Below are 26,664 nucleotides of genomic sequence, written 5' to 3' on the forward strand. Positions count from 1 at the left end.
GGCCCGTTTGCCGCGGGGCTGCGCCATTCGGGCGACAGGTCCCGCCAAAATCGTCCCGGCCCATCACGGCCTGTCACGGCCCGACGCGGAACCGCTCCGGCCGCGTCCCGTCGGCGTCGGTGAAGCCGTAGATCCGCGCGAGGTCGCCGGCATGCAGCACGGCGCCCGCCCGGACGGCGATACCGGGGTCGGCGGCGAGCGCCGCCAGCGCCCGGCCGGCGTAGAGCGGGCTCTCGGTGGCGTGCTGGATGTGACCGAGGTCGCGCGCCCGCTCGGTGGCGACGAAGCCCGGCGAGAGGCCGAGGGCGGTGACGCCGTGGGGCGCGAGTTCCCGCGCGAAGGCCAGGGTCAGCCGGTTGGTCGCGGCCTTGGCGGAATCGTAGAACACGTCGCCGAGGTACTCCTCGGTCCCGAAGGAGACGAGCGCCAGCAGCCCAGCCCGCGCCGCCACCATGGCGGGGGCGACCGCCCGGGCGAGCAACAGGGCCGGCAGCGGCCCGGCCTCGAGGAGGCCGATGTACGGCTCGGCCGAGCGGCGCCAGAACGGCGTGCCCCAGCCGGCCCCGTCCGGGTAGCGCTCGCCGTCGTAGCCCTCGTTGCCGCTCCACACGCTGCAGGCCGCGACGTCGATGCGCCCGAACCGGCGCAGAGCCCAGTGGACCAGCGCGTCGGTGGCGCGCTCGGAGCGGTGATCGCAGAGGTAGTGGTGACCGCGCCCGCCGGCCGCGTCGACCGCGCGGGCCGTATCCTCGATCGCCTCCGCGCGCATCTCGGTGCGCGGGCCGGTCTCGCTGGAGCGGGCCGTGACGATCACCGTGGCCCCCGCCTCTCCCAGCGCCCGGGCGAGCCCCCGGCCGACGCCCCGCGACGCGCCCGCCACGAGGCAGATCTTCTGGGAGAGGTCAGGCGCGCTCACGCCGAGGCGGGCTTGGCGCGGTTGAGGAAGGCGGCGAGCCGCTCCTGGGATTCGGGCGAGCGCAGCTGCGCGTCGAAGGCTTTCGCCTCAGCCTCCAGGGCCGCCTCGACCTGCGCCTGGTCGCCCCGGATCAGTGCCCGGGACGCCGTCAGCGCCCCGCGCGGCAGGGCGGCGAGGCGCGCGGCCTGCGCGATGGCCTGCTCGACCAGCATGTCGGCGGGCAGCACCGCGTTGACGAGGCCCAGGGCCTGCGCCTCGTCGGCCTCGAGCGGCCGGGACAGGAGCAGCAGCTCGGTCGCCCGGAGCCGGCCGACCCGCAGGGGCAGCAGGTAGCTCGACGCCGCCTCCGGCACGAGGCCGAGCTCGACGAAGGGCATGCGCAGGCGCGCCGCCGGGCTCGCGTAGACAAGGTCGCAGTGCAGGCAGAGGGTCGCGCCGATGCCGACCGCGATCCCGTCGACCGCCGCCACCATCGGGGTGCGGGTCCGTGCGAGCTGGCGGATGAAGGCCAGCGCCGGCGAGGAACTGAATCCATCACCGGCATGCCCCATGAAATCGGCGAGGTCGTTGCCGGCGCTGAACATGCCGGGCTGCCCGGCGAAGACCACGGCGCCGACCGCGTCCGACGCGTCGGCCTGCGCCAGGCCCGCGCGCATCGCGTCGTACATGGCGCCCGTGAGGGCGTTCTTCTTCTCGGGGCGGTTCAGGGTGATCAGGCGGACGCCGCCCGCGAGGTCGTCGATCGTGACGGGTTCGGCCATGATCCGCTCCTCAAACCGCCAGCGCCAGGGCGGCGTCGTCCGTAAAGGCGCCGCCCTCGACCACCGCCTGCTCCAGGCCGGAGGCGGCCACCAGGAGGTTCTCGGCGTAGAACCGCGCGAGCGCGATGCGGGCCGCGTGCGCCGGATCCGTCTCGCCGGCCTTCCGGGCGGCGCTCGCGGCGAGCGCGCCCCGGGCGAGGCAGGCGGCGCCCAGCGTCAGGCCGAACAGGCGCAGGTACGGCGTCGCGCCGGCGAGCGCCGCCTCGGGGCGGTTCGAGCTCAGCGTGGCGAGCTGGTGGCTCGTCGCCCGGTCGAGGCTGCCGATCCCGTCGCGCAGCCGCGCCGCCATGTGGCCGAAGGCGGGGTCGCCGGCCTTGAGCAGTCCCTCCGCGGCGCGGCGCATCCAGGCGATCTGCGACCGCGCGGTGGCCCCGCCGTTCAGCGGCAGCTTGCGGGCGGTGAGGTCGATGGCCTGGATGCCGTTGGTCCCCTCGTAGATGCCGAGGATGCGGGCGTCGCGCATGAGCTGCGCCGCCCCGGTCTCCTCCACGAAGCCCATGCCGCCGTGGACCTGCACGCCGAGCGAGGTCACCTCGTTGGCGAGGTCCGTCGCGAACGCCTTCGCGACCGGGGTCAGCAGCGAGGCGCGGTCCAGGGCCGCCTGCCCCTCCGGTCCCTTCGACGCGTCGAGGGCCGCGGCGGTGAGGTAGCAGATGGCGCGGGCGGCGGCCGTCGAGGCCTTCATGGTGAGCAGCATGCGCTGCACGTCCGGATGGGCGGCGATCGGGCTGGTCGCCTCGGCGGCGCCCACCGCCTTGCCCTGGCGGCGCTCCTGCGCGTAGGCGAGCGCCCGCTGGGTCGCGGCCTCGGCGATTCCGACGCCCTGCAGGCCGACATTGAGCCGCGCCGCGTTCATCATCGTGAACATGCAGGCGAGGCCCTTGTTCTCCTGGCCGATCAGCCAGCCGGTGGCGCCGCCCTGGTCGCCGAACGCCATGGAGCAGGTCGGCGAGGCGTGGATGCCGAGCTTGTGCTCGATGCCGGAGCAGCGGAGGTCGTTGCGGGTGCCGTCCGGCAGCACCTTCGGCACCAGGAACAGCGAGATGCCCCGCGTGCCGGCGGGCGCGTCGGGCAGCCGGGCCAGGACGAGGTGGACGATGTTGTCGGCGAGGTCGTGCTCGCCGTAGGTGATGTAGATCTTGTTGCCGGTGATCCGGTAGGTGCCGTCGCCCGCCGGCACGGCCCGGGTGCGCAGCAGGGCGAGGTCGGAGCCCGCCTGCGGTTCGGTCAGGTTCATGGTGGCGGGCCATTCACCCGAGACCAGCTTCTCGAGGTAGCGCGCCTTCAGGTCGTCCGAGCCGTGGGCCGCGAGCGCCTCGATGCCGCCCTGGGTCAGGAGCGGGCAGAGGCCGAAGGCGAGGTTGGCGCCGTTCCACATCTCGGTGCAGGCGGCCTCGATCAGCTTCGGCAGGCCCTGGCCGCCGTGGTCCGCCTCGGCCGAGAGCCCGTTCCAGCCGCCCTCCGTGAAGGTGCGGTAGGCTTCGCGCCAGCCGGGCGGCGTGGTGACCTGCCCGTCCGCGAAGGGGGTGCCGTGCCGGTCGCCGACCCGGTTGAGCGGCGCGATCACGCCGGCGGCGATCCGCCCGGCCTCGGTCAGGATCGCCTCGGCGTCGTCGGGATCGACCGCGTCGAGCCCGGCCACGTGCCGCAGCGTGAAGAGCATCTCGGGGACCGGGGCGCGGTAACTCATACGATCCTCCCGTGTGGCGGCCCGCCCGCGCGTTCGATCCGGGGCGGGTTTGACCGCGCCCGCGCACCGGCGCTAGGGCGGGGCGAGGATAGGCGCGCGGGACTCGCACCGCCATGACCTCGGAGACGGCTTCCCGCATGAACGATCTCGGGTCAACGGTCCCGGCCGCGACCCGGCGGCTCACCGCCGACGCGGCCGGCCTCGCGGAGGCCGCCGCGCTCCTGCGGGCTGGCCGCCTCGTCGCCTTCCCGACCGAGACCGTCTACGGGCTCGGGGCGGACGCAACCGACCCCGGGGCGGTGACGGGCATCTTCGCCGCCAAGGCGCGGCCGCGCTTCAACCCGCTGATCTCGCACCTGCCCGACGCGGCGGCGGCCCTGGCGGAGGGGGTCTTCGACGCGCCGGCGCGCCGCCTCGCGGAGGCCTTCTGGCCCGGACCCCTGACCCTGGTCGTCCCGGCGCACGCGGGCACGCGGGTCTGCGACCTCGCCCGCGCCGGCCTGCCGAGCCTCGCCCTGCGGGTTCCGGCGCACCCGCTCGCGCGGGATCTCCTGGCGGAGGTCGGGCGGCCGGTCGCGGCGCCCTCGGCCAACCGGTCCGGGCGGGTGAGCCCGACCCGGGCCGTCCACGTCCTCGACGATCTCGCCGGCCGGATCGCCGCGGTGCTCGACGGCGGCGACACGCCGGTCGGCGTCGAGTCGACGGTGGTGGCCTGCCTGGGCGGCACGCCGCGGCTGCTGCGGCCCGGCGGCGTCACCCGGGCGGCGCTCCGGGCAGTGCTCGGCCTCGACCCGGCGGCGCCCGAGGCGGCGGATGCCGACCGGCCGGCGGGCCCGGGCATGCTCGCCTCGCACTACGCACCGCGGGCGCGGGTCCGGCTCGACGCGGTGCGGGTCGAGCCCGGCGAGGCGGTCCTGCTGTTCGGGCCCCGCCCCCCGACCGGTCACGAGACCGCGCGCGCCAGTCTCAACCTGAGCCCGGCGGGCGACCCCGCGGAGGCCGCTGCCCGGCTGTTCGGCGCCCTGCGGGACCTCGACGCCTCGGGGGCCGATACCATCGCGGTGGCGCCCATTCCCGCGGACGGCCTCGGCGAGGCGATCCGCGACCGCCTCGCCCGGGCGGCCGCGCCCCGCTGACGGAGAATTTTTCGCCGGCAGCGGAACAGAGTTTGGCCTGATCCGTTTACTGATCACGAAGGCCTTCTCAGCCCCCAATGGCCTTTTTCCTTCCAGGCTCGGAGCAATCCGAGCCTTTTTTCTTGGCTTCTCAGTCTCGGGCCAGCTTGGCGGCAATGCCCGCCACGTGGCGGCCCTGGAACCGCGCGCCCTCCAGCTCGACGGCGCTCGGCTGGCGGGAGCCGTCGCCGTCCGCGATCGTGCTGGCGCCGTAGGGCGTGTTGCCCTTCACCGCCTCGACGCCCGCCTGCCCCTGGAAGCTGTAGGGCAGGCCGACCACCACCATGCCGTGGTGGAACAGCACCGTGTGGAAGCTCGTCAGCGTCGTCTCCTGGCCGCCGTGCTGCGACGCCGTGGAGGTGAAGACCGAGCCGACCTTGCCGACCAGCGCGCCCTTCATCCAGAGACCGCCGGTCTGGTCGATGAACTGCTTCATCTGCGAGGCCATGTTGCCGTAGCGGGTCGGCGTGCCGAAGATGATCGCGTCGTAATCGGCGAGTTCGGCGACCGTCGCGACCGGCGCCGCCTGATCGAGCTTGAAATGGTTCTGCCGGGCGACCTCCTCCGGGACCAGCTCCGGCACGCGCTTCACCACGACCTCGGCCCCCGTCTCGCGGGCGCCCTCGGCGACGGCGTAGGCCATCTGCTCCACATGGCCGTAGGTCGAGTAGTACAGCACCAGAACCTTCGCCATCGGATGATCTCTCCTGCGTGTCGGACGTCCGGCCGAATCGTCGGCCGGCGGAAGGCCATTCCATCGCGCATTTGCCGCCTTGCAAGAATGCCCCGACGTGCAAGATTGATCTTGCACAGACGCAAGGATCCGCGCGTGGCGCTCGACTGGGACGACTTCCGGTTCGCGAAGACCGTGGCCGATCGGGGCGGCCTGACCGCGGCGGCGACCGAGCTCGGGATCAACCACTCGACGGCGTTCCGGCGCCTCGCCGCCCTGGAGGCGCGGCTCGGCACGCGCCTGTTCGAGCGGCTGCGCACGGGCTATGTGCCGACCGCCGCCGGGCAGGCGATGATCGACGCGGCCGGACGGATCGAGGCGGACGTGACGCGCTTCGCCCGCGTGGTGGCGGGACAGGGCGAGACACCCTCCGGCGAGCTGCGGGTGACCGCGCCGGCCGGCTTCGCCGCCGACCTGCTTATGCCGATGCTGGCGAGCTTCGCCGAGCGCTATCCGGAGATTCGGATCGACCTCATCCTCGCGGAGGCGACGCTCAACCTCTCGCGCCGGGACGCCGACGTGGCGATCCGGATCAGCCGCGAGCCGAGCGAGACCCTGGTCGGCCGCCGCCTCGCCCTCACGGCCTGGGGAGTCTACGGCCGCGCCGACCGCGCCTACGGTGATCTGGCCCGCGAGGCGTGGATCAGTCCGGGGCCGCTGGTGGCGGGGGGCTCGCTCACGCGGTTCGTGGAGGCGCGGGTACCGTCCGACCGTGTCCGCCTGCGGATCAACGCGGTGCTGGGCCTGGAGGCGGCGGTCGAGGCCGGTCTCGGCATCGGTCCGCTTCCCTGCTTCACGGCGGACCTCAATCCGGCGCTGCGACGGCTGTCAGGGCCACACCCGGAACTTGGGGCGGACCTGTGGATCCTAACGCATCCGGACCTGCGCCACGCGGCGCGGGTCCGGGCCTTCATGGAGCACGTCGCCGAGGCGCTGCTGCCCCTGCGGGCGCGCTTCGAGGGCCGTTGACCCGCGTCAGCGGATCTCGACGACCTCGACCTCGTGGCCGTTCACCTCGACCACGTCGCCGATCGTCTTGCCCGTGATGGCGCGGGCGAGCGGTGCCACGTACGAGATCGAGCCCTTGTGCGGGTCGGCCTCGTCCTCGCCGACGATCCGGAAGGTCTGCCGGGTCTCCTTGCCGGACTCGTCCTCGCGGACCACCGTGACGGTGGAGCCGAACTGCACGGTGTCGCCGCCCCTGGGCTCCACGAGCTGCGCGGTGTTCTTCCGGGCCGCCCAGTAGCGCAGGTCGCGCCCGATGCGCGAATCCTCCGCCTTGTCGGCGGGATCCAGCGAGGCGACCTCCTTCTCCAGACGCGCGACCTCGGCCTCGATCTGCGCGAGCCCCTCCGGCGTGACGAAGTTCGTGTGCGGCGAGATCGGCCGATCCGGCAGATTCTCGAACGCTTCCCCACCCTCGGGCTCTTTGACGAATGCGACGCTCATGAAGACGCCAACACGCGAGGTACGGCAAAGGTTCCCGCGCGACGGCGGTTCGGCCGGCCCGGCGTTTTCGCCGTGGCGCGACACGGGCACCGCTCGCTAGACTCTCCGGCGATTCATCCGGAGCCGTCGATGTCGTCCCTGTCCGCCGCCGAGGCCGTCGCCGCCAACCGCCAGGCCTGGGATGCCTCCGCGCCGCTGCACCGGAGCGACCCGTCTTGGGACCGGCTGACGCAGAACTTCGCGCGGGATCCCGGCTTCTCCTGCTTCGACCCGCCGATGGAGGCGGCCCTGCGGGCGCTCGGGCTCGCCGGGACCTCCGTCGCGCAGCTCTGCTGCAACAACGGGCGGGAGACGGTGTCGCTGATGAATCTGGGCGCCCGGTCGGCGACCGGGTTCGACCAGTCGGAGGCGTTCCTCGCCCAGGCCAGGGACCTCGCCGGCATCGCCGGGCGCGACTGCCGCTTCGTCGCGGGCGACGTGCACGCGATCGACGCGGAGCACGACGGTGCCTACGACCTCGCGGTGATCACCATCGGCGTGCTGGGCTGGATGCCCGACCTGCCGCGCTTCCTCGCCGTGGCGGCGCGCCTCCTGCACCCGGGCGGCCGGATCCTCATCCACGAGGAGCACCCCGTCGTGAACATGTTCGAGCCGCGGGCGGAGCAGCCGCTCCTGGTCCGGCACTCCTATTTCCGCACGGCGCCGTTCGTGGGCGAGGACGCCATCGTGTACGGCGACGGGCCGGCCCCGCGGGTCGGACCGCATTACTGGTTCGCCCATCCCGTCGGGATGCTGATCGAGAGCCTGATCGGTGCGGGCCTCGCGATCGAGCGGTTCCGGGAGTTTCCGGACAACATCAGCAGCACGGCCTGCGACGTGCTCGCCGCCGACCGGCTCCTGCCGATGAGCTACCTGCTCCAGGCCCGGAAAGCCGCCTGACGGGCGCCGGACCTACGCCACCGTCACGACGGTCCGGCCTCGGACCTTGCCGGCCAGGATCTCCTCGCCGAGCCGACCGACCTCCTCCAGGCGGACCGTGCTCGTCATGGCGGCGAGCTTGGCCAGGTCGAGCTCCCGGGCGAGCCGGGCCCAGGCCTCGCGGCGCTTCGGCTGCGGGGTGGTGACGCTGTTGATGCCGAGCAACGAGACGCCGCGGAGGATGAAGGGCGCCACCGAGGTCGGCAGGTCCATGCCCTGCGCCAGCCCGCAGGCCGCGACGGCGCCGTCCGCCCGGGTCATGGCGAGCACGTTGGCGAGGGTCGTGGAGCCGACGGCGTCGACCCCCGCGGCCCAGCGCTCCTTGCCGAGGGGTTTGCCGGGCTTCGACAGCTCCGCCCGGTCGAGGATCTCGGCGGCCCCGAGGCCCTTCAGGTAATCGGACTCGCCGTCCCGGCCCGTGGAGGCGATCACGTGCCAGCCGGCCCGGGCGAGGAGCGCCACCGCCACCGAGCCGACGCCGCCCGAGGCGCCGGTGACGATGACCGGACCGTGCTCGGGCTTCACGCCGTGGGCGTCGAGCGCCATGCAGCACAGCATCGCCGTGTAGCCGGCGGTGCCGACCGCCATGGCCTGCTCGGCGGTGAGCCCCTGGGGCAGCGGCACCAGCCAGTCGCCCTTGACACGGGCGCGCTGCGCGTAGGCGCCGAGATGCGTCTCGCCGACGCCCCAGCCGGTGAGCACGACCGCGTCGCCCGGCCGGTACTCCGGGTGGTCCGAGGTCTCGACGATCCCCGAGAAGTCGATGCCCGGGATCATCGGGAAGCGGCGCACCACCGGCGACTTGCCGGTGAGCGCGAGGCCGTCCTTGTAGTTCAGGGTCGAGTGCGTCACCCGCACGGTGACGTCGCCGTCCATCAGGTCGGCGTCGTCGAAGTCCGTGAAGGCGAGGCTCTGGCCGGCCTCGTTCTTCTCGACCACCCAGGCCTTGAACGTCCCCATCGTCACCTCCCGCTTCGCGCGGTGAGGTGTGGCCGGGACGCCCGGAATCAAGACGGGCGCGGTCGTGACCGGCTCAGTATCCCTCGTACTGGCTGCCCGTGTAGAAGCCGAGACCGACGCCGATATCCGAGGAACTGGCCCCGGTGATGCCGAGGGCGTCAGGGATCGAGCCGACGAGCGGGCCGCCGTAGGCCGCGGGCCGGTAGCCGTAACCGCCGCCGATCGGCGCCCAGCCGGCCCGGGCGGGCGCGACGAGGACGCGGCGGCTGACGCTGGCATACTCCGGCGGGATCGTCTCGGGGATCGTCTGCGCCGGGCGGATCAGCACGGTCCGGGTGCGGACGGCGAAGCGCGGCGGCGTGGTCACCCAGCAGCCGATCAGCTCGCCGCCGGGGCCGCGGCTGGTCTGCCAGTAGCGGCCGCCGGGCGAGACCATCACGCGCTCCGACACCGTGTCGTAGACCGGCGGCGTGGTCCGGTAGACCGTGCGGGGCGGGCGCACCAGCACGTTCTCCTGCACGGTGTCGTAGACCGGCGGCGTGACGACGCGGCGATAGCATTCGGAGCCGTAGCAGCCGCCGGCCTGGGCGGGTGCGGCGAGGAGCGCGCCGCCGAGGGCGGCGGCGAGGAGAGCGGTGCGAGCGACCGGCGCGGTCATGGAAGTCCTCTGATACGCATTACTACGAGACGCGGCGCGGACGCGGCGCTCGTCTCGACGTACCAGAGGCCAGACTCGTTGCCCGGCGCGCAAGCATTATCGGGAACGAAGGTAAAATTAACCCTTGGTTTCGACTGCTTAGGCGTCGCCTACCTAGGTAGGATTGTTCGGATCTTCGACAGTCTCTCTTATGAAGTCCGGTCCGGCCCGGGTCAGGTCTGGCCGGCCCGGAGCTGGTAGAAGATGTGCCGGCCGATCACGTCCATCTTGCGCAGACGGCGGGCCCAGCCCGGACGCACGTAGTCGGCGTGGTAGTGGGTCGCGGCGCCGACCTCCGCGAGGTAGGTCCGGCCCTCGATCACCGAGCGGGCGATGCGGGTGGCGGATTCCCAGGCGCCGGCATCGGTGATGCGCAGCGACTTGCCCTCGCAGGCGAAGGAGAACTGGCACCCCATGTAGTGGTGCCGGTTCTGGTAGACGACGCCGCAGACGCTCGCCGGGTAGAGGCCGCTCTTCACCCGGTTGAGCACCACCTGGGCGACGGCGGCCTGGCCGGCCTCGGGCTCGCTCCGGGCCTCGAAATAGACCGCCTCGGAGAGGCAGCGCTGCTCCTTGTCGAGGGCGTTCGGGTCGATCAGGTCGGCGTAGCGCCGGCGCGCGTCCTCGGGCACCGGCTGGGCGCTGTCGGGCCGCTCGGTGCGGAGCGCGAAATCGGGGAGCGCGAGGCTCGCCGCGGCGATCTCGACGGGGATGGCGTCGGCGGGTGCCGGCGTCGTGGAGGACAGCGCGATGGCCCGCGGCACCGGCGGGGTCGAGCCGTCGAAGCGCTCGGGGCCGCCATCCTCGGTGAGGTCGGCCGTCCCCGCGCCCGTGGAGGCGGCGGTGCCGCTGCCGGTGGTGAGGCCGAGATCCGGCACGGGGACGAAGGCGGCTTCCGGCTCGGATTCCGGGTCCCAGATCGCGGAGCCCTGCGTCAGCACGCCGGTGACGCTGCCGGTAACGTCGCCGAACACCAGGGCGCCGCCCGCCTCGCGCAGGTTCGCGGCCCGGCGCGCGAAGCTCTCGGCCGGCGGCCGGGCGGGGTCGCCCTTGCCGGCCCGCTGCACGACCGGGAAAACGTGCGCGCCGGTCTTGAAGGTCGCCTGGGGCGGCTCGTCGCCGAGGCGGCGGAGGGCCGATCCGATCAGCAGGGTGCCGGGCGGCAGCGGCGGGACCGTGTCGGCATCGATCACCCCGAGCCGGCTCGCCCCGATGGCGTTCTCCGTGCCGGCGTCGGCGGTGAACGACACCAGCAGGCCCAGACCGACCATCCAGGGCGTCAGGGCCGCCGAGAGCCAGCGCAGGCTCGATTCCCGTCCTCGTCTCGTGCCCACGACGCCAGACCCGCACTCACGCACCCGAACCGGCCCGATCCTCCCCGTTTCCAGGGTGTTTCTGCGGCCGCGCCGAATTTATCGCGCGGTATGGTTGACCTGCCGTTAAGGCCGGACGGTCGCGCGCGTCTCGATACGGTTTCGGGGTTGCAGTCGACACTGCCCGGCCCGTCATCACGAGCGCAGCGAAGTGACCCAGGGCAGCGGGACGTCTTCCAGCGTGGCGCGACACTGGGTTGCTTCGCTGCGCTCGCAAAGACGGCGTTCGAGTTGGTGAGGGGACACGGCCGGACAAAGGCAGGCCGGAACGAGAAAGGGCGGCCCGAAGGCCGCCCTCTCGCGTCACGAACCTGCCGACGGCCTCACTCGGCGGCGGCGGGCGGAAGCTCCTCGACCGGCATGGCGCCGCTCTCGGCCTGCTTCTGCTGCAGGATCATCGCGTCGCGGCGGCGGGCGATGGAGCGGATATCCGCCACCATCGAGCCCGTGCCCGCCGGGATCAGCGACCCGACGATGACGTTCTCCTTCAGGCCCTCCAGGGTGTCGACCTTGCCGTTGACCGCCGCCTCGGTGAGGACGCGGGTGGTCTCCTGGAACGAGGCCGCCGAGATGAACGACTTGGTCTGCAGCGACGCCTTGGTGATGCCGAGCAGGACCGGAACGCCCTGGATCGGCTTCTTGCCCTCGGCGAGCAGCTTCTCGTTAAAGTCGGTCAACTCCGTCCGGTCGATCTGGTCACCCGAGAGGATGTCCGAGTCGCCGCCGTCGGTCACTTCGACCTTCTGCAGCATCTGACGGACGATCACCTCGATGTGCTTGTCGTTGATCGACACGCCCTGCAGCCGGTAGACCTCCTGGATCTCGTTGACGAGGTAGGCCGCGAGTTCCTCCACGCCCTTGATCGCCAGGATGTCGTGCGGGGCCGGGTTTCCGTCGACGATGTAATCGCCGAGCTCGACCACGTCCCCGTCCTGCAGGTGGATGTGCTTGCCCTTCGGGATCAGGTACTCGACCGCCTCCGAGCCGTCGTGCGGCGTCAGCGTGAGCCGACGCTTGTTCTTGTAGTCGCGGCCGAACGCGATGGTGCCCGACTTCTCGGCGATGATCGCCGCGTCCTTCGGGCGCCTTGCCTCGAACAACTCCGCCACCCGCGGCAGACCGCCGGTGATGTCGCGGGTCTTGGCCGAGTCGGTCGAGACGCGGGCGAGAATGTCGCCGGCATTCACCTTCGCGCCGGGATCGAAGCCGATGATGGCGTCGACCGGCAGGAAGTAGCGGGCGTCCGAGCCGCGGGGCAGCTTGAGCGCCTTGCCGTCCCGATCGACCACGACCATCGCGGGCTTGAGGTCAGAGGTCCGGGCCGAGCCGCGCCAGTCGACGACGACGCGCTTGGCGATGCCGGTCGACTCGTCGGTGGTCTCGGTCATGGACTGGCCGTCGACCAAGTCCTCGTAGGCCACGATGCCGTCGACCTCGGTGAGGATCGGACGGGTGTAGGGATCCCACTCGGCGATGCGCTGCCCACGCTTGATCTTGTCACCCTCGTCGACTCGGAGCTTGGCGCCGTACTGCAGGCGGTGGACCGCCCGCTCGACCCCGTCCGACCCGACGACCACCACCGCCACGTTGCGGCCGGTGGCGATCAGATCGCCATCGGAGTTCTTGGCGATCGCGCGGTTGCGGATCTTGATCGTGCCCTCGAAGCTCGACTCGATGAACGACGAGTCGGCGATCTGGGCCGCACCGCCGATGTGGAAGGTGCGCATCGTGAGCTGCGTGCCCGGCTCGCCGATCGACTGCGCCGCGATGACGCCGACGGCCTCGCCCATGTTGACGGGCGTGCCGCGGGCGAGGTCGCGCCCATAGCAGGTGGCGCAGACGCCACTCTTGGTGGCGCAGACCAGCACCGAGCGGATCTTCACCTCCTGGATGCCGGCGGCGTTGATCGCCGGAAGGTGCCGCTCCTCGATGGTCTCGCCGGTCTTGACGATCACCGTGCCGTCCGCGGCCACCAGATCCTCGGCCGTGGCACGGCCCAGGATGCGGGTGGCGAGCGTCGCCACGACCTGGCCGGCATCCACGATGGCGCGCATCTTGATGCCGTTGGTCGTGCCGCAATCGACCTCGCGGATGACGGCGTCCTGGGCCACGTCGACGAGGCGGCGGGTCAGGTAGCCGGAATTCGCGGTCTTCAGGGCGGTGTCGGCCAGGCCCTTACGGGCACCGTGCGTGGAGTTGAAGTACTCCAGAACGTCCAGGCCTTCCTTGAAGTTCGAGATGATCGGGGTCTCGATGATCTCGCCCGACGGCTTGGCCATGAGGCCGCGCATCGCCGCAAGCTGCTTCATCTGGGCAGGCGAGCCGCGGGCACCCGAGTGGCTCATCATGTAGATCGAGTTGACCTGCTTGTCGGCCCCGTGCTCGTCCTTCTGGACGGCCGAGATCCGGCCCATCATCTCGGCGGCCAGCTTGTCCGAGCACTTGGCCCAGGCATCGACGACCTTGTTGTACTTCTCGCCCTGGGTGATCAGGCCGTCGTTGTACTGCTGCTCGTAATCCTTCACGAGCGCGCGGGTCGTGTCGACGATCGACCACTTGTTCTCCGGCACGACCATGTCGTCCTTGCCGAACGAGATGCCGGCCTTGAACGCGTGGTTGAAGCCGAGCGCCATGATCCGGTCGCAGAAGATCACCGACTCCTTCTGACCGCAGTGGCGGTAGACGGTGTCGATCATCGCCGAGATCTCCTTCTTGGTCATCAGCTTGTTGACGACGTCGAAGGGCACCTTGGCGTGCTTCGGCAGGGCGCCGGAGAGGATCACGCGGCCGGGGGTGGTCTCGTAGGTCTTGGTCAGGGGCTCACCGTCCGGGCCGATACCGGTCCAGCGCCACTTGATCTTCGAGTGCAGCGACACGGCCTTGGCGGCGAGAGCGTGCTCCAGCTCGCCCATGTCGCCGTAGACGCCCTGCATCGGGTTCTTGGTGTTGCCCGGCTTGAACTCGCCCGGCGCGCCCTCGGCCACGATCGACAGGTAGTAGAGGCCGAGAACGATGTCCTGCGACGGCACGATGATCGGCTGACCGTTGGCCGGGTGCAGGATGTTGTTGGTCGACATCATCAGGACGCGCGCTTCCAGCTGCGCCTCGAGCGACAGCGGGACGTGCACGGCCATCTGGTCGCCGTCGAAATCGGCGTTGAACGCGGCGCAGACCAGCGGGTGCAGCTGGATCGCCTTGCCCTCGATCAGCTTCGGCTCGAAGGCCTGGATGCCGAGGCGGTGCAGCGTCGGCGCGCGGTTCAGCATCACCGGGTGCTCGCGGATCACCTCATCGAGGATGTCCCAGACCTCCGGCTTCTCCTTCTCCACGAGCTTCTTGGCCTGCTTGACGGTGGCCGAGAAGCCCTTGGCGTCGAGGCGGGCGTAGATGAACGGCTTGAACAGCTCCAGCGCCATCTTCTTGGGCAGGCCGCACTGGTGCAGCTTCAGCTCCGGACCCACCACGATGACTGAGCGGCCCGAGTAGTCGACGCGCTTGCCGAGCAGGTTCTGGCGGAACCGGCCCTGCTTGCCCTTGAGCATGTCGGCGAGCGACTTCAGCGGGCGCTTGTTGGCACCCGTGATGACGCGGCCGCGGCGGCCGTTGTCGAACAGGGCGTCGACGGCCTCCTGCAGCATCCGCTTCTCGTTGCGGATGATGATGTCGGGCGCGCGCAGCTCGATCAGCCGCTTCAGGCGGTTGTTGCGGTTGATGACGCGGCGGTAGAGGTCGTTGAGGTCGGAGGTCGCGAAGCGGCCGCCGTCCAGCGGGACCAGCGGGCGCAGGTCCGGCGGGATCACCGGCACGACCGTGAGGATCATCCATTCCGGCTTGTTGCCGGACATCTGGAAGGCCTCGATGATCTTGAGCCGCTTCAGGAGCTTCTTGGGCTTCAGCTCCGAGGTGGTGACGGCGATCTCCTCGCGCAGATCGTTGGCGATCTTGTCGAGGTCCAGCTCCTGCAGGATGCGCCGGATGGCCTCGGCGCCGATCATGGCGGTGAACGAGTCCTCGCCGTACTCCTCCTGCGCGCGCAGGTACTCCTCCTCCGACAGGAGCTGACGCTCCTTCAGGGGGGTGAGGCCCGGCTCGATGACGCAGTACGACTCGAAGTACAGGATCCGCTCGAGGTCCTTGAGCGCCATGTCGAGCAGCAGGCCGATGCGGCTCGGCAGCGACTTCAGGAACCAGATATGCGCGACGGGGGCGGCCAGCTCGATGTGGCCCATGCGGTCGCGCCGGACGCGCGCGAGGGTGACCTCGACGCCGCACTTCTCGCAGATGACGCCCTTGTACTTCATGCGCTTGTACTTGCCGCACAAGCACTCGTAGTCCTTGATCGGCCCGAAGATGCGCGCGCAGAACAGGCCGTCGCGCTCGGGCTTGAAGGTCCGGTAGTTGATGGTCTCGGGCTTCTTGATCTCACCGTACGACCAGGAGAGGATCTTCTCCGGGGACGAGATCGAGATCTTGATCTGATCGAAGCTGACCGGCTGGGCCTGCTGGTTGAAAAGGTTCATGACCTCTTGGTTCATGATCCGCTCCTTGTTGACGCCGGCAGCCCCGCGCCGGGCCACCGCGTCCTGAAAAAGATCCGGCGCCGCGCCCCGCGCGGGCGCTGCTCACCGTCGTCGAACCCCGGAAGGCCCCTCCCCTTCCCGCTCGACCGTGGCGGCGGGCAACCGCCGCCACGGGAGGTGTGGTCTCTCTCTTACTCGGCCGCGTCGGCCGGGGGCTCAAGCTGGTCGTTGGCGGCCTTCTTGGAGGACGTCAGCTCGACGTTGAGGCCGAGCGAGCGCATCTCCTTGACGAGCACGTTGAACGACTCGGGGATGCCGGCCTCGAAGGTGTCGTCGCCGCGGACGATCGCCTCGTAGACCTTGGTGCGGCCGGCCACGTCGTCCGACTTCACCGTCAGCATCTCCTGCAGCGTGTAGGCCGCGCCGTAGGCCTCCAGCGCCCAGACCTCCATCTCGCCGAAGCGCTGGCCGCCGAACTGCGCCTTGCCGCCCAGCGGCTGCTGGGTGACGAGCGAGTACGGGCCGATCGAGCGCGCGTGGATCTTGTCGTCCACGAGGTGGTGGAGCTTCAGCATGTAGATGTAGCCCATCGTCACCTTGCGGTCGAAGGGCTCGCCGGTGCGCCCGTCGTAGAGCGTCGACTGCGCCGAGCGGTCGAGACCGGCCATCTCCAGCATCTGCTCGATATCGGCCTCCTTGGCGCCGTTGAAGACCGGCGTGGCCATCGGCACGCCGCGGCGGACGTTGTTGCCGGCCTCGGCCAGCTCCTCGTCCGTCAGGCCGTCGAGCTCGCCCGGGGAGTAGATCGCCTTCATCTCCTCTCGCAGCGGCGCGATGTCCTGCGACTTCAGATAGGCATCCACCGCCTTCGACACCTTGCGACCCAGGCCCGCAGCCGCCCAGCCGAGGTGCGTCTCCAGGATCTGGCCGACGTTCATGCGCGAGGGCACGCCCAGCGGGTTGAGCACGATGTCGGCATGCGTCCCGTCCTCTAGGAACGGCATGTCCTCGATCGGCACGATCCGCGACACGACACCCTTGTTGCCGTGACGGCCGGCCATCTTGTCGCCCGGCTGGATCTTGCGCTTCACCGCCACGAAGACCTTGACCATCTTCATGACGCCGGGGGGCAGCTCGTCGCCGCGCTGCAGCTTCTCGACCTTGTCGAGGAAGCGCTGCTCGAGGCGCTTCTTCGACTCGTCGTACTGCTTCTGCATCGCCTCCATCTCGGTCATGAGACGGTCCTCGATGACGGCGAACTGCCACCACTGCGAGCGCGGGTAATCGTTGATCAGCTCGCGGGTGAGCGTGGTGTCCTTCCGGAAGCCCTTCGGGCCGGCCACCGGCGCCTGACCGATCAGCACGTCCGCGAGGCGGGCGTAGGTGTTGCGGTCGAGGATCGCCTGCTCGTCGTCGCGGTCCTTGGCGAGGCGCTCGATCTCCTCGCGCTCGATCGCCTGGGCGCGCTCGTCCTTGTCGACGCCGTGGCGGTTGAACACGCGGACTTCCACGATGGTCCCGGTGACGCCCGGCGGCACCCGCAGGGAGGTGTCGCGCACGTCCGAGGCTTTCTCGCCGAAGATGGCGCGGAGCAGCTTCTCCTCGGGCGTCATCGGGCTCTCGCCCTTCGGGGTGATCTTGCCGACGAGGATGTCGCCGGCGTTCACCTCGGCACCGATGTAGACGATGCCGGCCTCGTCGAGGTTCTTGAGCGCTTCCTCGGAGACGTTCGGGATGTCGCGGGTGATCTCCTCCGGCCCGAGCTTGGTGTCGCGGGCCATCACCTCGAACTCCTCGATGTGGATCGAGGTGAACACGTCATCCTTCACGATCCGCTCGGAGAGCAGGATCGAGTCCTCGAAGTTGTAGCCGTTCCACGGCATGAACGCGACGAGCACGTTCCGGCCGAGGGCCAACTCGCCGAACTCGGTCGAGGGACCGTCGGCGATGATCTCGCCCTTCTTGACGAACTCGCCGACGCGGACCAGCGGCTTCTGCGTGATGCAGGTCGACTGGTTGGAGCGCTGGAACTTCTGCAGCCGGTAGATGTCGACGCCCGGCTTGTTGGCGTCGGCCTCCTCGGTGGCGCGGATGACGATGCGGGTGGCGTCCACCTGGTCGACGATGCCGGCCCGGCGGGCCGCGATGGCGGCGCCGGAATCCCGGGCGACCACCGCCTCCATGCCGGTGCCCACGAACGGGGCGTCGGCGCGGACCAGTGGCACCGCCTGGCGCTGCATGTTCGAGCCCATCAGCGCGCGGTTGGCGTCGTCGTTCTCGAGGAACGGGATCAGCGCCGCGGCCACCGAGACGAGCTGCTTCGGCGACACGTCCATGAGGTCGACGCGCTCGGGCCCGACGACGATCACCTCGCCGGCCCGGCGGCAGACCACGAGGTCCTCCGTGAGCTTGCGGTTCTCGTCCATCTGGGCGTTCGCCTGGGCGACGTAGTACTTCGCCTCCTCCATGGCCGAGAGGTAGGCGACCTCGTCGGTGACCACGCCGTCGCGCACGCGGCGGAACGGGGTCTCGATGAAGCCGTACTTGTTCACCCGCGCGAAGGTGGCGAGCGAGTTGATCAGGCCGATGTTCGGGCCTTCCGGCGTCTCGATCGGGCAGATGCGGCCGTAATGGGTCGGGTGCACGTCGCGCACCTCGAACCCGGCGCGCTCGCGGGTCAGACCGCCCGGGCCCAGCGCCGAGAGGCGGCGCTTGTGCGTCACCTCGGAGAGCGGGTTGGTCTGGTCCATGAACTGCGACAGCTGCGACGAGCCGAAGAACTCGCGCACGGCCGCGGCCGCGGGCTTCGCGTTGATCAGGTCCTGCGGCATGACCGTGTCGATGTCGACCTGACTCATGCGCTCGCGGATGGCGCGCTCCATGCGCAGGAGGCCCAGGCGGTACTGGTTCTCCATGAGCTCGCCCACCGAGCGGACGCGGCGGTTGCCGAGGTGGTCGATGTCGTCGACCTCACCCTTGCCGTCGCGCAGCTCCACGAGCGCCTTGACCACCGCCAGCATGTCCTCCTTGCGGAGCGTGCGCACGGTGTCGGCGGCGTCGAGGTCGAGGCGCATGTTCATCTTCACGCGGCCGACCGCCGAGAGGTCGTAGCGCTCGGAATCGAAGAACAGCGAGTGGAACATCGCCTCGGCGGTCTCGAGGGTCGGCGGCTCGCCCGGGCGCATGACCCGGTAGATGTCGAACAGCGCACCCTCGCGGTTGGAGTTCTTGTCCACCGCCAGCGTGTTGCGGATGTAGGGGCCGATGTTGACGTGGTCGATGTCGAGCACCGGCAGCTCGGTGATCCCGACCTCCTCCAGGCTCTTCAGGAGCTTGTCGGTGACCTCCTCGCCGGCCTCGGCCCAGATCTCGCCGGTCTGCACGTTGACGAGGTCTTCGGCGACGTACTGGCCGACGAGATCCTCGTCGGTCGCCTTGAGGGACTTGGTGCCCTTCTCGGTGATCTGGCGGGCGTTGCGGGCATTCAGCTTCTTGCCGGCCTCGAGCACGACCTCGCCGGAATCGGCGTCGATCAGGTCGACGGTGGCCTTCATGCCCTTCATGCGCTCGGCGTCGAACGGCACGCGCCAGTCGGCGCCGTCCCGGTCGTAGACGACCTTGTTGTAGAAGGTCGACAGGATCTCCTCGCCGTCGAGACCCAGGGCGTAGAGCAGCGACGTCGCCGGCAGCTTGCGCTTCCGGTCGATGCGGACGTGCACGATGTCCTTGGCGTCGAACTCGACGTCGAGCCAGGAGCCTCGGTACGGGATGATGCGGGCGGCGAACAGGAGCTTGCCCGAGGAGTGGGTCTTGCCCTTGTCGTGGTCGAAGAACACGCCCGGCGAGCGGTGCATCTGCGAGACGATGACGCGCTCGGTGCCGTTGACGATGAAGGTGCCGTTCTCCGTCATCAGGGGCATGTCGCCCATGTAGACGTCCTGCTCCTTGATGTCCTTGACGGACTTCGCCTGGGTGTCCGGATCGACATCGAACACGATGAGGCGCAGCGTGACCTTCAGCGGGGCCGCGAAGGTGATGCCGCGCTGGCGGCACTCGTCGACGTCGTATTTCGGGGCCTCGAAGGTGTAGCGCACGAACTCGAGCAGCGCCGTGGAGGCGAAGTCGGAGATCGGGAACACCGACTTGAACACGCTCTGCAGCCCCTCGTCGGCGCGCCCGCCCTCGGGCTCGTCGACCATCAGGAACTGGTCGTAGGACGCCTTCTGAACCTCGATGAGGTTCGGCATCTCGGCAACTTCCTTGATCTTGCCGAAGAACTTCCGAATGCGCTTGCGACCGACCAGCGTGTTGGCCATGTGACCTCGCTCCTACCCGCGTGCCTCGCGCCCGGGGAAGCGTTCCCGAAAGGGACCTCCCGCACCGGGCCGTGACGCGCGCCCCGCCGAGCCGCGCCACCGAACCGAATCTCTTGCCGGTCCCGTTCCGGGACCATCCGCCGAAGCGGCCTAAAGCCCGCGGGCGCTGACCCGCGGGCTCCGGTCACGACAGGCTCGCGCGGAGCCTTCGTGGGGTGATGGGCCGGGACCGGCCCATCGTCGACTTACTTGAGCTCGACCTTGGCGCCGGCCTTCTCGAGCTGGGCCTTGAGCTTCTCGGCCTCGTCCTTGGCGACGCCTTCCTTGATCGGCTTCGGCGCGCCCTCGACCAGGTCCTTGGCCTCCTTGAGGCCGAGGCCGGTGATCGCGCGGACCTCCTTGATGACCTCGATCTTCTTGTCGCCGGCGGAGGCGAGGACGACCGTGAACTCGGTCTGCTCCTCGGCAGCGGCGGCGGCGCCACCGGCGGCCGGGCCGGCGGCCACGGCGACGGCAGCGGCGGCCGAGACGCCCCACTTCTCCTCGAGCATCTTGGCCAGGTCAGCGGCCTCGAGCACGGTCAGCGAGGACAGGTCGTCGACGAGCTTGGCGAGATCAGCCATTTTGAATTCCTCTCAGATATCGGTTTGAACGGATGGATTTTGAAGGGCCTCAGGCGGCCTCGTCCTTGTTGGCATAGGCCCCGAACACGCGGGCGAGCTTCGCCGCCGGCGCGTTGACGACCTGAGCGATCTTGGTCGCGGGCGCCTGCACGAGGCCCACGATCTTGGCGCGCAGTTCGTCGAGGGACGGGAGCGAGGCGAGCGCCTTCACGCCGTCCGGGTTCAGGGCGGTCTTCCCCATCGCGCCGCCGAGGATCACGAGCTTGTCGTTGACCTTGGCGAAATCGACCGCGACCTTCGCGGCAGCGACCGGATCGCCGGAATAGGCGAGCAGGGTCGGGCCCTTCAGGAGCGGCTTGATGGAGGCGACGTCCGTGCCATCGAGTGCGATGCCGGCGAGGCTGTTCTTGGCGACCTTCACGGTGGCGCCGGCCTGCTTCATCTGCGCGCGCAGCTTCTGCATGTCGGCGACCGTGAGGCCCTTGTAGTGGGCCACGACGACGACGGCGCTCTGATTGAACACGCCGTTGAGCGTCGAGACGAGATCAGCTTTAGCTGTCCGGTCCACTGGGCTCTCTCCGGTTGGCGGAACCCGGTCTCGGGTCCGCCGGTTGCACATGCCGCCCGGACGTGGTCTCGGCCTTCAGGAAGACCGGGAACGTCCGAACGACGCTTCGCGGCCCTGTCCCCGCGCGTGCCCCTTCGGGCCGCCTCGGGCGAGTTGGTTCAAACCGACACCCCTCCGCGGCCGGGGCCGGGGCGAGGCTTTTCGAATTCGGTCTTCCCCGTCTGTGCAGGCTGGCGGATTAAGCCGGCGAACCGGCACCTGCAGTCTCGGACAGGACATGGCCGGACAAGGCTCCGCGGGACTCGTCGCCCCTGGGATCCTTCCGGCCAGTGCCACCCGGTTGCCCGGGCGACATTTCGAGCGGAAACCGGCCGATCGGCCGCTCTCCTTCCGTGAGGATGAAATGCGTGAGGCGCGGTGTATAGAGCCTAGCAAGCCGCCTGCCAAGGGCCGGAGCGCGACTTTTCCGCCGCAGGCAAGGACTTGCGCGGGTACCCTGCCGCCGCTGCATCGCTCGGGGCCCTTCCCGGGATCCCCGGCTAGGCCGCCTCGCGCTCCGGCACCAGCTTGCGCCGCGCGGTCTCCCACCAGCTGCGGTCGCGGGCGGCCTTCGCCTCCGCGGCCTTCGCGGCGTAGAACGAGGCGTTGTGCTCGCCGCGCAGGGCCTCGCGGGTGAAGCGGATCAGGTGGTGGGCCACGAAGCCCATGTTGAACACCGCCTCGATCTGCCCGCGCTTCAGCGCGTAGCCGGCCGCGCTCCAGAACGGCCTGCGGTAGTCGGAGAAGATCCCGACGCGGGTGATGATGTTGAAGCCCAGGATGAGGCCGCGGCGCAGGTTGGTGAACGTGAGCTTGCCGGCCGTCGGCGTGGTGATGCGGTTCGGGTAGGTCACCGCGCACTGGTGCTTGAAGCGCTCGAAGATCTTCTCCGGCTCGTAGGCGTGCGCGATCGCCCGGCGCCAGCTGCTCACCACCGAATCGTGGGGGCGCTTGAACAGGACGTTCGACTCGAGGCTGGCGTCGTGGAGGAGCCGGCCCTCGCGCTCCAGCCGGTCCCAGAGCGGGGTCTTGGGCAGGGCCTGGAGCAGGTTGATGGTCAGGACCGGGATCGCCGAGCGGTCGATGAAGTCGATCAGGTTCTGCTCGGATTTGTCGGTGTCCGAATCGAGGCCCAGGATGATGCCGGAGGTCACCTCGAGCCCGTAGGAATTGAGGGTCTCGATCGCCTCGTACATCGGCACGGCGGCGTTGTGGGTCTTGTCGATGCCCTTGAGGGCGTCCGCCTCCGGGGTCTCGATCCCGACGAACACCGTCATGAAGTTGGCCTGCCGCATCAGCTCCAGGATCTCGGGCTGCTTGGCCATGTTCAGCGTCGCCTCGCAGGCGAACTGGAGCGGGTAGCTGTTCCGCTTCTGCCATTCCACGAGGTGCGGCAGCATCTCGCGGGTCGCCTTGCGGTTGCCGATGAAGTTGTCGTCGACGAAGTAGACCACCGCCGGGTGGCCCGGCTGGCTGACGATGGCGTCGAGCTCGGCGCACATCTGCTCCGGGCTCTTCAGGCGCGGCTGGCGGCCGTAGAGCTGCGGGATGTCGCAGAACTCGCAGCGGTAGGGGCAGCCCGAGGAGAATTGCAGGGAGCCGATCAGGTAGCGCTTGAGCGGCGCCGCCTCGTAGGCCGGTGCCGGGAAGTCCGCGAGCGGGAGGCGATCCTTGGTCTCCAGCACCACCTGGGCGGGCGGCGGCGTGAGGTCCGCGTCGAGGCGGGCGACGAGCTGGTCGGTGGCGTCGCCGATCTCGCCGATATGGAGGTAGTCGAAGTCGCCGTACTTCTCAGGCGCGCCCGAGACCGAGGGGCCGCCCAGCACCGTCACCTTCCCGGCCGCGCGGGCGCGGTCGCGGATATCGTGGATCTGCGGCTCCTGGATGTGCATCCCGGAGACGAAGACCGCGTCGGCCCAGGCGAAGTCGGCCGGGCCCGCGCGGCGGATATTCTCATCGATGAACCGGCATTCCCAAGCCTCCGGCATGTAGGCCGCGATCAGCAGCAGCCCCTGCGGCGGCATGAACGCCTTCACCCCGCCCATCAGCGGGTAGGCGTGGGAGAATGTCCCGAAGGACGGCGTGTAGGCGGGAAAGACGCACAGGATGCGTCGCTTGGAGGTGACCGTCAGGGTGCATCGCATGCCGGCCTATCTAGCACAGCCGCGGCCGTTGGCGCCCCCCTCGGCGGTTAAGAATGGCGTGAGGGACGCAGGTTCGGGCCGGCCCATCGCGGCTTGTCTTCCTGTCGCGTCACCGACCGTATTCCGCGCCTGCCACGCGCCCTGGACAGGCCTGCGTCGGAGACAGGTCCGAGACAGGGACGAGCACCGATCCCGCGAACGCAGAGCGCCCGGCCGTTCCCGGCCGGGCGCTCCGCAGCGTCGACGATTCGTCGCGCCTCAGGCGGTCAGGACCGTGTTCGGCTCGACCTTCACGCCCGGGCCCATCGTCGAAGTGACGGCGATGCGCTGGACGTAGGTGCCCTTGGCGCCCGCGGGCTTCGCCTTGGCGACGGCGTCCGCGAAGGCCTTGATGTTCTCGACGAGCTTGTCGGCGTCGAACGAGACCTTGCCGACGCCGGCATGGACGATGCCGGCCTTCTCGACGCGGAACTCGACCGAGCCGCCCTTGGCGCCGGCGACGGCGCCCTTCACGTCCATGGTGACGGTGCCGACCTTCGGGTTCGGCATCAGGCCGCGCGGGCCCAGCACCTTACCGAGACGGCCGACCAGCGGCATCATGTCGGGGGTCGCGATGCAGCGATCGAACTCGATCTTGCCGCTCTGCACGATCTCGAGGAGATCCTCGGCGCCGACGATGTCGGCACCGGCGGCCTTGGCGTCGTCCGCCTTGGCGCCGCGGGCGAAGACCGCCACGCGCACCGTCCGGCCGGAGCCGTTCGGCAGGTTGCAGACGCCGCGGACCATCTGGTCGGCGTGGCGGGGATCGACGCCGAGATTCATCGAGACCTCGACGGTCTCGTCGAACTTCGCGGTCGCCCGCTCCTTGACCAGCTTGATCGCCTCGTCGAGCGCGTAGAGCTTGGTCGCCTCGATGCCCTCGCGGGCGGCGCGGATGCGCTTGCCTTCCTTAGCCATGCTGCCCTCCCTTACGCGACGACTTCGAGGCCCATGGCCCGCGCGGAGCCACGGATCATCGCGACGGCCGACTCGACCGTGTCGCAGTTGAGGTCGGGCATCTTCTTCTCGGCGATCTCGCGAAGCTGCGCCTCGGTGATCTTGCCGACGGTCGGGCCCTTGCCCGGGGTCTTGGAACCGGAGGCCGGCTTCTTGCCGAGCTTCAGGCCGACGGCCTTCTTCAGGAAGAAGGTGACCGGGGGCTGCTTCATCTCGAAGGTGAAGGAGCGGTCCTGATACGCGGTGATGATCACCGGGATCGGGGTGCCCTTCTCCATCTGCGCGGTCTTCGCGTTGAAGGCCTTGCAGAATTCCATGATGTTGAGGCCGCGCTGACCGAGCGCGGGGCCGATCGGCGGCGACGGGTTGGCGGCGCCGGCCGGGACCTGAAGCTTCACGTAGCCCGTGATCTTCTTCGCCATGGGACTGCTCCCAATGAAAATCCGCCCCCGTGCGGCCTGAAGCGCGGCGGGTCGGACGGTTGCAGGTCGCGGTGCGAGCCGTGGATCCCGGAGGCGAAGCCGGGCGGTTCTCCCGCGGATGGTGCCGCATCCGCGAACGGGATGCGGCGGCTTCGCGGCCGCCGCTCAGCGAGGGCCGGGAAAGATGGGCGGCCGGGCGGCCGCCGGACTCAGGAGGCTCAGGCCTTCTCGACCTGGGCGTATTCGAGCTCGACCGGCGTGGCGCGGCCGAAGATCGACACGGCCACCTTGAGGCGGGAGCGGGCGTCGTCGATCTCCTCGACGGTGCCGTTGAAGCTGGCGAACGGGCCGTCGGCGACCCGGACGGTCTCGCCGATCTCGAAGGAGATCGAGGGCTTCGGCCGGTCGACGCCCTCGGCGACCTGGCCCTTGATCCGCTCGGCCTCGGCGTCCGGGATCGGCACCGGCTTCGACTTGTCGGCCCCGAGGAAGCCCGTGACCTTCGGGGTGTTCTTGATCAGGTGGTAGACCTCGTCGGTGAGGTCGCACTTCACCAGCACGTAGCCGGGGAAGAACTTGCGCTCCGCGTCGACCTTCCGGCCGCGGCGGACCTCCACGACCTTCTCGGTCGGGACCATCACCTCGTCGAACAGCTCGGTCAGCCCGCGCTGGGCCGCCTGGTCCTTGATGGACTGGGCAACCTTGTTCTCGAAGTTCGAGTAGGCGTGGACGATGTACCAGCGCTTCGACACGGTTCCGTTCAACTCCGACAAGTCCCCGGGGTCACCCCCGATCGGCGGCGAGCCGCCCCCAGACGCCCAGGATTTCTCAGACGCCCAGGATCAGGCCGACCAAGAAGCGCAGGGCCTGATCCACGACCGTGAAGAACAGGCTCGCGGCGACGACCATCACGAACACCATGATGGTCGTGATCGTGGTCTCCCGGCGGGTCGGCCACGTGACCTTGCGGGCCTCGTCGCGCACCTGGGCGAAGAACTCGCCCGGCGTGGCGCGCTTCTGCGGCGCGCGGGCGGGGGTCGCGGGCCGGGCGGGCGGCGGATTCGCGGGACCGCGGGCCGCGCCGCGCACTAGGTCCACCTTCTTGGTCGCTTCGTTCGATGCCATGGCGCCAGTGTCTGTGCGTGTTCGGCCCCGAGGCAGAGACCGCATCCGGGAATGCGAATGTCGGCGCCGAGGACCCGGATGGGCCCGCACCGACGGTCGCTTCAGATCTCGGATTGCGCCCGCTCTAGCGCAAGTCCCCTGGCTTGTCGACCGGGCCGCCGCGCGGGATCGGGCTGAATGTCTGGCAGGAGTGGAGGGACTCGAACCCGCAACCTCCGGTTTTGGAGACCGGCGCTCTGACCAGTTGAGCTACACTCCTAGCGCACCGCCCAATGCCCCATCGCGGCGCGGCTTGCAAGGGGTCGCTTGCGGGAAGTAGACGGGAAGCGGCGCCGACAGGACCCCGCCCGCCCGAAACGACGACGCCGGCCCCGTCGAGACGGGAGCCGGCGTCGGAGAGGCGGGGCGGCGCGCGGCGCCGCCCCGGATCGATCGTCAGTCGTTGATGGCGGCGACGACGCCGGCGCCGACGGTGCGGCCGCCCTCGCGGATGGCGAAGCGCAGCTTCTCCTCCATGGCCACCGGCACGATCAGCGCCACGTCCATGGTCACGTTGTCGCCCGGCATCACCATCTCGGTGCCCTCCGGCAGCGTGCAGATCCCGGTCACGTCCGTGGTCCGGAAGTAGAACTGCGGCCGGTAGTTGGTGAAGAACGGCGTGTGGCGGCCGCCCTCCTCCTTGGTCAGGATGTACGCCTCGGCCTTGAACTTCGAGTGCGGCTTCACCGAACCCGGCTTGCACACGACCTGGCCGCGCTCCACGTCCTCGCGCTTCGTGCCGCGCAGCAGCACGCCGACGTTGTCGCCCGCCTGCCCCTGGTCGAGCAGCTTGCGGAACATCTCCACGCCCGTCACCGTCGTCTCGGTGGTCGCCCGGACGCCGACGAACACGACTTCCTCGCCCACCTTCACGATGCCGCGCTCGACGCGACCCGTCACCACCGTGCCGCGGCCCGAGATCGAGAACACGTCCTCGATCGGCATCAGGAACGGCATGTCGATCGGACGCTCCGGCTGCGGGATGTAGCTGTCCACGGTCGCCATCAGCGCCAGGACCGCCTCCTTGCCGATCTTCGGCTCCTTGTCCTCGAGCGCCATCAGCGCCGAGCCCTTGGTGAT

21 protein-coding genes and 1 tRNA gene are annotated in these 26,664 nt (G+C 70.0%); 3 read left to right on the forward strand and 19 right to left on the reverse strand.

The features are described from left to right. Window positions 1–73 precede the first annotated feature (73 nt). From C4T42_RS25045 to C4T42_RS25055, 3 genes are read right to left on the reverse strand one after another with little or no spacing between them, the layout of a single operon-like run. Window positions 74–880 carry an SDR family NAD(P)-dependent oxidoreductase gene (locus C4T42_RS25045; RefSeq protein WP_020096239.1) on the reverse strand — a complete coding sequence of 269 codons (807 nt, stop codon included), beginning with the start codon at window positions 878–880 and terminating at the stop codon, window positions 74–76. A gap of 32 nt (window positions 881–912) precedes the next feature. Further along, entirely contained in the window at window positions 913–1,677 is a 765-nt protein-coding gene (locus C4T42_RS25050) for an enoyl-CoA hydratase-related protein (RefSeq protein ID WP_091683022.1), read from the reverse strand. 10 nt (window positions 1,678–1,687) lie between these two features. Beyond that, window positions 1,688–3,427, reverse strand: a complete 1,740-nt coding sequence (locus C4T42_RS25055) for an acyl-CoA dehydrogenase (RefSeq protein ID WP_103986043.1) — start codon at window positions 3,425–3,427, stop codon at window positions 1,688–1,690. Between the two features lie 137 nt (window positions 3,428–3,564). Here C4T42_RS25055 and C4T42_RS25060 point away from each other — a divergent pair, with 137 nt between their 5' ends. Next, complete coding sequence (locus C4T42_RS25060; protein WP_103986050.1) at window positions 3,565–4,563, forward strand: L-threonylcarbamoyladenylate synthase; 999 nt, start codon at window positions 3,565–3,567, stop codon at window positions 4,561–4,563. A 130-nt stretch (window positions 4,564–4,693) separates the two neighbouring features. On the opposite strand, the gene wrbA is transcribed toward C4T42_RS25060, so the two are convergent. Beyond that, window positions 4,694–5,296, reverse strand: coding sequence for an NAD(P)H:quinone oxidoreductase (gene wrbA, locus C4T42_RS25065; protein ID WP_012320764.1), 603 nt, complete (start codon window positions 5,294–5,296; stop codon window positions 4,694–4,696). A 135-nt stretch (window positions 5,297–5,431) separates the two neighbouring features. Between wrbA and C4T42_RS25070 the strand changes: the two genes are divergently transcribed. Further along, window positions 5,432–6,304: a LysR family transcriptional regulator gene (locus tag C4T42_RS25070; protein WP_103986044.1), complete on the forward strand. Its 873-nt coding sequence runs from the start codon at window positions 5,432–5,434 to the stop codon at window positions 6,302–6,304. 6 nt (window positions 6,305–6,310) lie between these two features. On the opposite strand, the gene greA is transcribed toward C4T42_RS25070, so the two are convergent. Then, window positions 6,311–6,784, reverse strand: coding sequence for a transcription elongation factor GreA (gene greA / locus C4T42_RS25075; RefSeq protein WP_020096234.1), 474 nt, complete (start codon window positions 6,782–6,784; stop codon window positions 6,311–6,313). Between the two features lie 129 nt (window positions 6,785–6,913). Here greA and C4T42_RS25080 point away from each other — a divergent pair, with 129 nt between their 5' ends. Then, complete coding sequence (locus C4T42_RS25080; protein ID WP_103986045.1) at window positions 6,914–7,723, forward strand: class I SAM-dependent methyltransferase; 810 nt, start codon at window positions 6,914–6,916, stop codon at window positions 7,721–7,723. 12 nt (window positions 7,724–7,735) lie between these two features. Here C4T42_RS25080 and C4T42_RS25085 read toward each other — a convergent pair whose 3' ends face one another. The 14 genes from C4T42_RS25085 to C4T42_RS25150 all read right to left on the reverse strand — a co-directional run. Beyond that, window positions 7,736–8,722 (reverse strand): MDR family oxidoreductase, encoded by a 987-nt coding sequence (locus C4T42_RS25085; RefSeq protein WP_103986046.1) that lies wholly within the window; start codon window positions 8,720–8,722, stop codon window positions 7,736–7,738. A gap of 73 nt (window positions 8,723–8,795) precedes the next feature. Next, the gene (locus tag C4T42_RS25090; RefSeq protein ID WP_103986047.1) at window positions 8,796–9,380 is read right to left on the reverse strand and encodes a hypothetical protein; all 585 of its coding nucleotides are present in this window, start codon (window positions 9,378–9,380) and stop codon (window positions 8,796–8,798) included. A 212-nt stretch (window positions 9,381–9,592) separates the two neighbouring features. After that, the gene (locus C4T42_RS25095) at window positions 9,593–10,690 is read right to left on the reverse strand and encodes a cell wall hydrolase (protein ID WP_103986048.1); all 1,098 of its coding nucleotides are present in this window, start codon (window positions 10,688–10,690) and stop codon (window positions 9,593–9,595) included. Between the two features lie 425 nt (window positions 10,691–11,115). Next, entirely contained in the window at window positions 11,116–15,327 is a 4,212-nt protein-coding gene (rpoC, locus tag C4T42_RS25100) for a DNA-directed RNA polymerase subunit beta' (RefSeq protein ID WP_026605423.1), read from the reverse strand. Between the two features lie 176 nt (window positions 15,328–15,503). Further along, window positions 15,504–19,628 (reverse strand): DNA-directed RNA polymerase subunit beta, encoded by a 4,125-nt coding sequence (rpoB, locus tag C4T42_RS25105; protein WP_020096228.1) that lies wholly within the window; start codon window positions 19,626–19,628, stop codon window positions 15,504–15,506. Window positions 19,629–19,873: 245 nt separating this feature from the next. Continuing rightward, entirely contained in the window at window positions 19,874–20,251 is a 378-nt protein-coding gene (gene rplL, locus C4T42_RS25110) for a 50S ribosomal protein L7/L12 (protein ID WP_020096227.1), read from the reverse strand. Between the two features lie 49 nt (window positions 20,252–20,300). After that, window positions 20,301–20,819 carry a 50S ribosomal protein L10 gene (gene rplJ, locus C4T42_RS25115; protein WP_026605422.1) on the reverse strand — a complete coding sequence of 173 codons (519 nt, stop codon included), beginning with the start codon at window positions 20,817–20,819 and terminating at the stop codon, window positions 20,301–20,303. Window positions 20,820–21,358: 539 nt separating this feature from the next. Continuing rightward, window positions 21,359–23,002 (reverse strand): B12-binding domain-containing radical SAM protein, encoded by a 1,644-nt coding sequence (locus tag C4T42_RS25120; protein ID WP_020096225.1) that lies wholly within the window; start codon window positions 23,000–23,002, stop codon window positions 21,359–21,361. A 258-nt stretch (window positions 23,003–23,260) separates the two neighbouring features. Next, on the reverse strand, window positions 23,261–23,959 hold the full coding sequence (gene rplA, locus C4T42_RS25125; protein ID WP_020096224.1) for a 50S ribosomal protein L1: 699 nt from the start codon (window positions 23,957–23,959) through the stop codon (window positions 23,261–23,263). 11 nt (window positions 23,960–23,970) lie between these two features. Then, window positions 23,971–24,420, reverse strand: a complete 450-nt coding sequence (rplK, locus tag C4T42_RS25130; RefSeq protein WP_010686899.1) for a 50S ribosomal protein L11 — start codon at window positions 24,418–24,420, stop codon at window positions 23,971–23,973. A gap of 218 nt (window positions 24,421–24,638) precedes the next feature. Then, window positions 24,639–25,172 carry a transcription termination/antitermination protein NusG gene (gene nusG / locus C4T42_RS25135; protein ID WP_012320778.1) on the reverse strand — a complete coding sequence of 178 codons (534 nt, stop codon included), beginning with the start codon at window positions 25,170–25,172 and terminating at the stop codon, window positions 24,639–24,641. 76 nt (window positions 25,173–25,248) lie between these two features. Next, window positions 25,249–25,545, reverse strand: a complete 297-nt coding sequence (gene secE, locus C4T42_RS25140; protein ID WP_020096222.1) for a preprotein translocase subunit SecE — start codon at window positions 25,543–25,545, stop codon at window positions 25,249–25,251. A gap of 182 nt (window positions 25,546–25,727) precedes the next feature. Continuing rightward, a tRNA-Trp gene (locus C4T42_RS25145) sits at window positions 25,728–25,804 on the reverse strand. 176 nt (window positions 25,805–25,980) lie between these two features. Beyond that, window positions 25,981–26,664 (reverse strand): EF-Tu/IF-2/RF-3 family GTPase (locus tag C4T42_RS25150; protein WP_244603274.1); only part of this gene is annotated, 684 nt, incomplete at its 5' end.

The sequence above is a fragment of the Methylobacterium sp. 190mf genome, from assembly GCF_900107945.1.
Classification (GTDB): domain Bacteria; phylum Pseudomonadota; class Alphaproteobacteria; order Rhizobiales; family Beijerinckiaceae; genus Methylobacterium.

Coding starts and splice junctions, on each gene's coding strand:
- rplA (WP_020096224.1), bottom strand. CDS start 23,959: ATGGCTAAGGAAGGCAAGCGCATCCGCGCCGCCCGCGAGGGCATCGAG.
- C4T42_RS25050 (WP_091683022.1), bottom strand. CDS start 1,677: ATGGCCGAACCCGTCACGATCGACGACCTCGCGGGCGGCGTCCGCCTG.
- secE (WP_020096222.1), bottom strand. CDS start 25,545: ATGGCATCGAACGAAGCGACCAAGAAGGTGGACCTAGTGCGCGGCGCG.
- rplL (WP_020096227.1), bottom strand. CDS start 20,251: ATGGCTGATCTCGCCAAGCTCGTCGACGACCTGTCCTCGCTGACCGTG.
- rpoB (WP_020096228.1), bottom strand. CDS start 19,628: ATGGCCAACACGCTGGTCGGTCGCAAGCGCATTCGGAAGTTCTTCGGC.
- C4T42_RS25090 (WP_103986047.1), bottom strand. CDS start 9,380: ATGACCGCGCCGGTCGCTCGCACCGCTCTCCTCGCCGCCGCCCTCGGC.
- C4T42_RS25080 (WP_103986045.1), top strand. CDS start 6,914: ATGTCGTCCCTGTCCGCCGCCGAGGCCGTCGCCGCCAACCGCCAGGCC.
- C4T42_RS25095 (WP_103986048.1), bottom strand. CDS start 10,690: ATGGTCGGTCTGGGCCTGCTGGTGTCGTTCACCGCCGACGCCGGCACG.
- wrbA (WP_012320764.1), bottom strand. CDS start 5,296: ATGGCGAAGGTTCTGGTGCTGTACTACTCGACCTACGGCCATGTGGAG.
- C4T42_RS25085 (WP_103986046.1), bottom strand. CDS start 8,722: ATGGGGACGTTCAAGGCCTGGGTGGTCGAGAAGAACGAGGCCGGCCAG.
- C4T42_RS25060 (WP_103986050.1), top strand. CDS start 3,565: ATGAACGATCTCGGGTCAACGGTCCCGGCCGCGACCCGGCGGCTCACC.
- greA (WP_020096234.1), bottom strand. CDS start 6,784: ATGAGCGTCGCATTCGTCAAAGAGCCCGAGGGTGGGGAAGCGTTCGAG.
- rplK (WP_010686899.1), bottom strand. CDS start 24,420: ATGGCGAAGAAGATCACGGGCTACGTGAAGCTTCAGGTCCCGGCCGGC.
- C4T42_RS25055 (WP_103986043.1), bottom strand. CDS start 3,427: ATGAGTTACCGCGCCCCGGTCCCCGAGATGCTCTTCACGCTGCGGCAC.
- rpoC (WP_026605423.1), bottom strand. CDS start 15,327: ATGAACCAAGAGGTCATGAACCTTTTCAACCAGCAGGCCCAGCCGGTC.
- C4T42_RS25120 (WP_020096225.1), bottom strand. CDS start 23,002: ATGCGATGCACCCTGACGGTCACCTCCAAGCGACGCATCCTGTGCGTC.